The organism is Nocardioides sp., assembly GCF_036374615.1.
GTDB lineage: Bacteria > Actinomycetota > Actinomycetes > Propionibacteriales > Nocardioidaceae > Nocardioides.
The window spans coordinates 1-6,055 of record NZ_DASUTK010000006.1; the positions used below are offsets into that span (position 1 = coordinate 1).

Annotated in this window: 11 protein-coding genes; 3 read left to right on the forward strand and 8 right to left on the reverse strand. The window is 71.4% G+C overall.

Annotation, left to right across the window (positions count from 1 at the left end; translation table 11 throughout):
• A partial coding sequence (locus VFZ39_RS19050) for an enoyl-CoA hydratase-related protein (RefSeq protein ID WP_414690240.1) occupies positions 1-334 on the reverse strand: 334 nt, incomplete at its 3' end.
• Between VFZ39_RS19050 and VFZ39_RS00235 the strand changes: the two genes are divergently transcribed.
• Genes VFZ39_RS00235 through VFZ39_RS00245 form a run of 3 tightly spaced genes read left to right on the forward strand, consistent with a single transcriptional unit; the run spans position 255 to position 1,929 of the window.
• Entirely contained in the window at positions 255-1,052 is a 798-nt protein-coding gene (locus VFZ39_RS00235) for a COG4280 domain-containing protein (RefSeq protein ID WP_330863702.1), read from the forward strand. The two genes, VFZ39_RS19050 and VFZ39_RS00235, sit on opposite strands and share 80 nt — an antisense overlap.
• 2 nt (positions 1,053-1,054) lie before the next feature.
• Positions 1,055-1,294, forward strand: coding sequence for a hypothetical protein (locus VFZ39_RS00240; protein WP_330863703.1), 240 nt, complete (start codon positions 1,055-1,057; stop codon positions 1,292-1,294).
• The gene (locus VFZ39_RS00245) at positions 1,294-1,929 is read left to right on the forward strand and encodes an FMN-binding negative transcriptional regulator (protein ID WP_330863704.1); all 636 of its coding nucleotides are present in this window, start codon (positions 1,294-1,296) and stop codon (positions 1,927-1,929) included. The genes VFZ39_RS00240 and VFZ39_RS00245 overlap by 1 nt, the downstream gene beginning before the upstream one ends.
• Positions 1,930-2,087: 158 nt before the next feature.
• On the opposite strand, the gene VFZ39_RS00250 is transcribed toward VFZ39_RS00245, so the two are convergent.
• From VFZ39_RS00250 to VFZ39_RS00280, 7 genes are read right to left on the reverse strand one after another with little or no spacing between them, the layout of a single operon-like run.
• Complete coding sequence (locus tag VFZ39_RS00250; RefSeq protein ID WP_330863705.1) at positions 2,088-2,534, reverse strand: pilus assembly protein TadG-related protein; 447 nt, start codon at positions 2,532-2,534, stop codon at positions 2,088-2,090.
• Entirely contained in the window at positions 2,531-2,965 is a 435-nt protein-coding gene (locus VFZ39_RS00255; RefSeq protein WP_330863706.1) for a hypothetical protein, read from the reverse strand. The genes VFZ39_RS00250 and VFZ39_RS00255 overlap by 4 nt, the downstream gene beginning before the upstream one ends.
• Entirely contained in the window at positions 2,962-3,309 is a 348-nt protein-coding gene (locus VFZ39_RS00260) for a TadE/TadG family type IV pilus assembly protein (protein WP_330863707.1), read from the reverse strand. The genes VFZ39_RS00255 and VFZ39_RS00260 overlap by 4 nt, the downstream gene beginning before the upstream one ends.
• 42 nt (positions 3,310-3,351) lie before the next feature.
• Complete coding sequence (locus VFZ39_RS00265) at positions 3,352-3,546, reverse strand: hypothetical protein (RefSeq protein ID WP_330863708.1); 195 nt, start codon at positions 3,544-3,546, stop codon at positions 3,352-3,354.
• 31 nt (positions 3,547-3,577) lie between these two features.
• Positions 3,578-4,501 carry a type II secretion system F family protein gene (locus tag VFZ39_RS00270; protein ID WP_330863709.1) on the reverse strand — a complete coding sequence of 308 codons (924 nt, stop codon included), beginning with the start codon at positions 4,499-4,501 and terminating at the stop codon, positions 3,578-3,580.
• The gene (locus VFZ39_RS00275) at positions 4,498-5,346 is read right to left on the reverse strand and encodes a type II secretion system F family protein (RefSeq protein WP_330863710.1); all 849 of its coding nucleotides are present in this window, start codon (positions 5,344-5,346) and stop codon (positions 4,498-4,500) included. The genes VFZ39_RS00270 and VFZ39_RS00275 overlap by 4 nt, the downstream gene beginning before the upstream one ends.
• Complete coding sequence (locus tag VFZ39_RS00280) at positions 5,346-5,960, reverse strand: CpaF family protein (RefSeq protein WP_330863711.1); 615 nt, start codon at positions 5,958-5,960, stop codon at positions 5,346-5,348. The genes VFZ39_RS00275 and VFZ39_RS00280 overlap by 1 nt, the downstream gene beginning before the upstream one ends.
• Positions 5,961-6,055: the final 95 nt, after the last annotated feature.

Sequence of the window (6,055 nt, forward strand, 5' to 3'; positions counted from 1 at the left end):
GCATCCGCGCCATCGCCCGCGCCGAGTCCAGGACCGTGCCGGGCGGCACCACTCGGTTGACCAGCCCGATCCGTGCCGCGTCGTCGGCGCAGATCTGGTCTCCGGTCAGCATCAGCTCCATCGCGAACGCGTACAAGGGCCGTTGTGGAACTTTGGCGTCTGCCACATGCCGCCCCCGCACGGTCGGTGACGACGATGGGGCGCGGCGAGCCTGGCTCGCCGTGCCCGGCTCTCCCACCGAACAGGAACTGCCTGTGCTCACCTCCGCCGAATGGGCCCTCGCGATCACGGTCTTCATCGCTGCCGTGGTCGAGCTGGTCGAGACGCTGACCATCGTGTTGGCGATCGGCCTGACCCGCGGGTGGCGCTCGACGCTCGCCGGCGTCGTGGCGGCGCTCCTCGCCCTCACCGTCTTCACTGCTGTTGCCGGCTACTCCTTGGCCACCTGGCTGCCGGAAGCCGCCCTCCAGCTGGTCGTCGGCTCGTTGATGCTGGTATTCGGGCTGCAGTGGTTGCGCAAGGCGGTGCTCCGCTCCAGCGGCCTGAAGTCGCTGCACGACGAGGAGGAGGAGTTCCGCGCCACCACCGCCGCAGCCCGCGACGCGGGCGTCGACAGCCGGCTCGGACTGGACTGGTTCGCGTTCGTCGTCTCCTTCAAGGGGGTCTTCCTGGAGGGCGTGGAGATCGTCTTCATCGTCATCACGTTCGGGCTCAGCGCGAACAGCATGGGGGTGGCCGTGACATCGGCTCTGGTCGCCGCCGTCGTGGTGCTCGCGCTCGGCGCGGCGGTCCACAAGCCCCTCACCAAGGTGCCCGAGAACACGCTCAAGTACGTCGTCGGGCTGCTGCTGGCGACGTTCGGCACGTACTGGTCGCTCGAGGGTCTCGGCATCTTCAGCGCGTCGACCGAGCCGCTCGAGTGGCCCGGCGAGGACCTGGCCCTCCCCCTGCTCCTGCTGGCCTGGCTGGCCGTGTCGCGTGCGATGGTGTGGCGGTGGAGCCGGCTCCGCACGGCCGGTCCGGTCGACGTCTCGTCCCACCTGGAGGTCTGATCGTGCAACCCATCGTCCGCTTCCTCCGCGGTTTCGGCCGCTTCTGGTACGACTTCATCGTCGGTGACGATCCCAAGATCGCGATCGGCGTGGCTGTCGTGCTGGGCGTCGGTGGCGTCCTCGTCGCCCGCGAGACCGTTTCGAGCGAGGCCCTCGTCGTCGTGCTCGCCGCGCTGCTGCTCACGGCGTTCACCGTGACGATGGCCCTCGACGTCAGCCGCCACCAGCGGCTGCGAGCCTGATGCTCCGCCGGCCCGAGTACGCCTGGCCAGGCACGGACGCCGACCTGCTGCAGCTCGTCGCCGACCACCCCTGGGCGACGCTGGTGAGTGCCACGTCGAACGGTCTGGTCGTCTCACCCCTTCCCGTGCTCCCGGCGCCTGACGCCGACGGCGTCGAGATCCTGGGCCACGTCGCCCGCACCGACGCCGAGGAGCACGAGGTCGGCGAGTGCGACGCCGTCGTGATCATCGAGGGTGTGAACGGCTACATCAGCGCCGGCTGGTACGTCGGCGATCCGTACGTCCCCACCTGGAACTACGTCACCGCCCACCTCCACGGCCGGCTCACCGTGCTGGACGCGGAGGCGACGTACGACGTCCTCGAGCGCACCGTCGACCACTTCGAACAGGCGCGCCCTGAGCCCTTCCGCACCTCGGACGTCGCGGACTACGCGCACAAGCTGGCGCCTGCCGTGGTCGGGTTCCGGCTGACGCCGGTCCGGGTCGACGCGAAGGCCAAGCTCAGCCAGGACAAGCCGGACGTCGATGTCCAGGCCGTGCTGCGAGGCCTCGAGGACCCGTCCGACGTCCACGCCAACCCTGCGTTGGCGGCTGCGATGCGGGCAGGCATCGATCCACGCGGCGCATCGACGTGATGGCCATTCTCGCCTCGGTCGTTGCGAGGGCATCGCGCTGGCGACACCGGCTCTGCGTTCGCCAAGTTTCGCCCGGCGTGTCGCATGCGAAACGTAGAGCGGACCGGCACCCGGGGTCCTCGCGGGGCCAAGAGAGTGCTCGCAGGGCACTGCCATCATCAGTCATCGAGCACCACCGTCGCGGCACCCGACGCCGAGATGGAGGCCCGCTCGGGGGACCCGGGGACGGTGAGCGGCAGGTCGAGGGGCGCCCGCAGGGTGACGACGACGCTGTCCCGCGCGGGGTCGACCCGCACCCCGAAGCTGAGGCCGGGGTGCTCGCCGTACGCGCCGGTCGACCTGAGGAAGTCCGCCACCGCCTCGCGGGCGGCGGCTCGTCGCTGCTCCAGGCGTGGCGCGTCGCCGATGCCGTCGCCGTACAGGTCCGGCTCGTTGACCGACCCTGCGTCGGCACCGGCCAGCGCCGCGCCGTCGGCGACGGTGATCAGGGCCTGCCGTTGGAGGTACGCCGCCGTCACGTCCACCACAGCCGCGATCGCCATCAGCAGCACCACGGCGAGCCCGACGATCAGCAGCGTTGTCTGACCCGACTCCCCACGCCTCACGGGGTGTCCCGGAAGCGGCCGATCGGCACGGTGTGGGTCGCGTCTAGTCGGAAGCTGGGCGCGTCGCCGCCCAGGACAGCCGGCAGCAGCGGCAGCTCCACGCCGTGCCAGACCCGGACCGTGATCACCGAACCCGCTTCGTGGCACGGCCCGCTGCAAGAGACGGTGAACCGGAAATCCCGTTCCTCACCGCCCTGGTCGTCAAGCGCCTGCCGGATCGCAGCCCGCGCCTGCACCTGCCCGGCTGCCTCGGATCCGGCCAGCGCGTAGGCCCGAGCAGCGGAACGGGCGGCGGAGGTGACCGCGAACGCGCCGCGCTGTACCTCGAACACCGACAGCACGATCCACAGCAGCGGGACCAGCAGCAGCAGGCCGAGCCACACCAGCTCGACCACCGCCGAGCCGTCCTCGGAGCGGGGCGGTCGCCTCACGGTGATTCCTCCACGGCGTGGCCCGCGACCTCCAGCGACACCCCCGGACCGCCGAGGCCGAGCGCCGGCACGGTGGCGCGTACGACGACCTCGACGGTGGGCCGGCCGTCGAGACTGACCATGTGGGCGTCGATCTCACGGGCGAACCGGCCCGATACAGCACCGCGGATCTGCTCACGGGTCCGTCTCTCGCCGTCGGCCAGGCCCTGGTCGAACGACGCGGCGTGCCGCGCGCCCTCGGCGGCGGCGTTGGCCAGGGTATTGCGTACGAGCATCACGAGCGCGACCTGGAGGATGCCGAGGAACAGCGGGATCAGGACGACCAGCACCAGCACGAAGTCCACGACTGCGGACCCGCGCGCCGCACGGTCGCCGCGCCGCACGGCTCAGCTGACCTTCCGCAGGGCATCGCGGACCAGGTCGCGCAGCTGGTCCTTAGCGACGGCGTAGATGACGCCGACCAGCATCGCGGTCATCACTGTGATCAGCACCCAGCCGGGCACGTCGCCTCGGTCGTCGCGCTCGCGCGGGAGCGTCAACCACACGTAGCACCGGGTCAGCCACTCGCCGATCGGCTCCATGTCACTTCCCTTCTCTTATGGTCTCGGGCAGTCAGGGGGTGGTCAGGGACAGGCCCACGACGCCGGGCCAGAACGCGAAGAACACGGTGACCGGAAGGATGAGGAACACGACCGGCACCATCATGAGCACTTCTTTGCGCGCGGCGACCTCGATCAGCTCGCGGCGGCCGGCTTCTCGCACGTCCGCGGCCTGCGCGTGCAGGACGTCCGCCAGTGGTGTGCCTCGTTCGACGGCGACCGCGATGCCCTGTGCGAACCGCGCGACCAGCGGCTGGCCGGACCGGATCGCCCACTGGTCGAAGGCCTCACCCACCGGCACGCCGGTGCGAACGTCGGCCAGCACCCGGGCCAGGTCGCGGGAGAGCTCACCGCCGCTTCGTCGTACGACGCGGTCCAGGGCGGCCACCGGGCCCTCGCCGGCCGCGACCGCCAGCGCGAGAAGCTCGGCCACGGCCGGGAACTCCAACAGGATCCGACGCTCGCGGTCACGCGCCTGGCCGGTGAGGTGGTAGTCGCGGAGGATCACGCCGAGCACGAAGCCGAGCGCGCACAGCAGGACCGAGATGAACAGGTCGGCGCTGCCGGAGAGCGACTGCAGAACGGCGTAGGCCGCGGTGATGGCGAACCCGACCAGGCCCCACACGACCTGGCGGACCCGGAAGTCGTGCACGCTCATGTCGAGGGCCGCGCGCTCGAGCCGGCGCCGGACCGATTCGGCACCGCCCAGCACCCGCTCGACGGCGTCCGCTGCCGGCCGGAGCAGCGCCCCGACCAGACCGTCGGCGGTGGCCGGCGCGGCACCGGGTGCGCGGGCGAATGCGGGGAGGTCGCGGAGGTACGGCAGCACGCGCAACGACAGCTGTGGCCGGCGGATCGCGGCGACCCGCGCTGTGACCAGCAGGAGTCCGCCCGCGAAGGTCAGTCCGAGCAGCGCGCCCCACCACGGCTGCGTCACGACAGGATCCGCCGCTCGACGGGCAACCGTCCGATCCGCATCATCAGCCGGTAGGCGAGGAGGCAGGCCGCGGCACCGCCGGCGAGCACCGCCACCCCGGCGGACGAGTTGTAGCGCTGGATGACCTCGCCCTGACCCGTCATGAAGAGCAGCACCGCCCAGGGAGCAGCCACCGCGAGTCGCGCGCCGTTGACGGTCCAGGCCTGCCGCGCCTCCATCTCTGAGCGGGTGCGCGCCTCGTCGCGGAGGTACCCCGACAGGTTCCGCAGCAGCCGGCCGAGCTCACCACCGCCGACCTCGCGCGCGACCCGCAGTCCTTCGACGACCCGGTCGCCGACGGGGTCGGCGAGCCGTTCCTTCAGCCGATCGAGGCAGTCGCCGAACCTTCCCGACAGCTGGTAGTCGGTGGCGAAAGCGTCGAACGCCGCCCGGAGCGGCTCGGGTCCCCGCACGCCCAGGTTTCCCAGGGCCTCCGGCAGCGAGAGCCCGGCGCGTACGGCGCTGGCGAGGTTGTCGACGGCCTCCGGCCAGACCTCGGCGAATTCCCGGGTGCGCCGCCGCGCCCTGGAACGCACCACGCCGACCGGTGTGTAGCCGGCGATCATGGCGAAGCACACCGCGATCGGCGGCGTACCGGTGACAAGCTGGATCACCGACCCGACGCCGACCGCCAGCACGACGCACATCGCCACCACGCTCGACGTACCGACGTGTTCCAGACCGGCCTCCGCGAGCACTCCGCGGAGCCGACCCGGGCGATCCCGCCGCTGCGTCGGTGGCAGCGCGAAGGCCGACCACACCAGCAACAGCCCGACGCCGACGCCGAGACCGACCACCGCTCCCATCAAGGACCCCCGAGCAGACCGGCGACGTCGATCCCGAGCCGGTCGAACCGCTCCCGCCGAGGCGGCACGCCCGGCCCACGACGCAGCTCGCCACCGACCCGCTCGAACACCGCCTCGGTCTCGATGACGTCGGCCTCGACCCGACCTGGCACGGCCACGATCTCCTGCACATGCCGTCCGCCACGCGGGTCGAGCCCGAGGTGGACGACCAGGTCGACGCTGGCCGCGACGGTCGGCACGACGAACCGGGCGGAGATGTTCTCGCCCGCGAGCAGCGGCAGGGTGCACATCTTCACCAGCGCCTCGCGTGCGGAGTTGGCGTGGATGGTGCACATGCCCGGCAACCCGGCGTTGAGCGCCAGGAGCAGGTCCATGCACTCCTCGGACCGCACCTCCCCCACGATCAGCCGGCTCGGCCGCATCCGCAGGCTCTCCTTCACGAGTTGGCGCAGCGTGATCTCGCCGGTGCCCTCCAGCCCGGACTGGCGGGTCTGCATGGGCACCCAGTCGGGGTGAGGAAAGCGGAGCTCGAAGACCTCCTCGACCGTCACGACCCGCTCGCCGCCGGGGATGGCGGCGGCCAGGCAGTTCAGGAGCGTCGTCTTGCCGACGATGCGTTAATGTCACCCCCTGTGAAGACCAGATCAGCGGTGGCGATCTACGCCCGCATCTCGCAAGACCGAACCGGCGCAGGCCAGGGGGTCGTGCG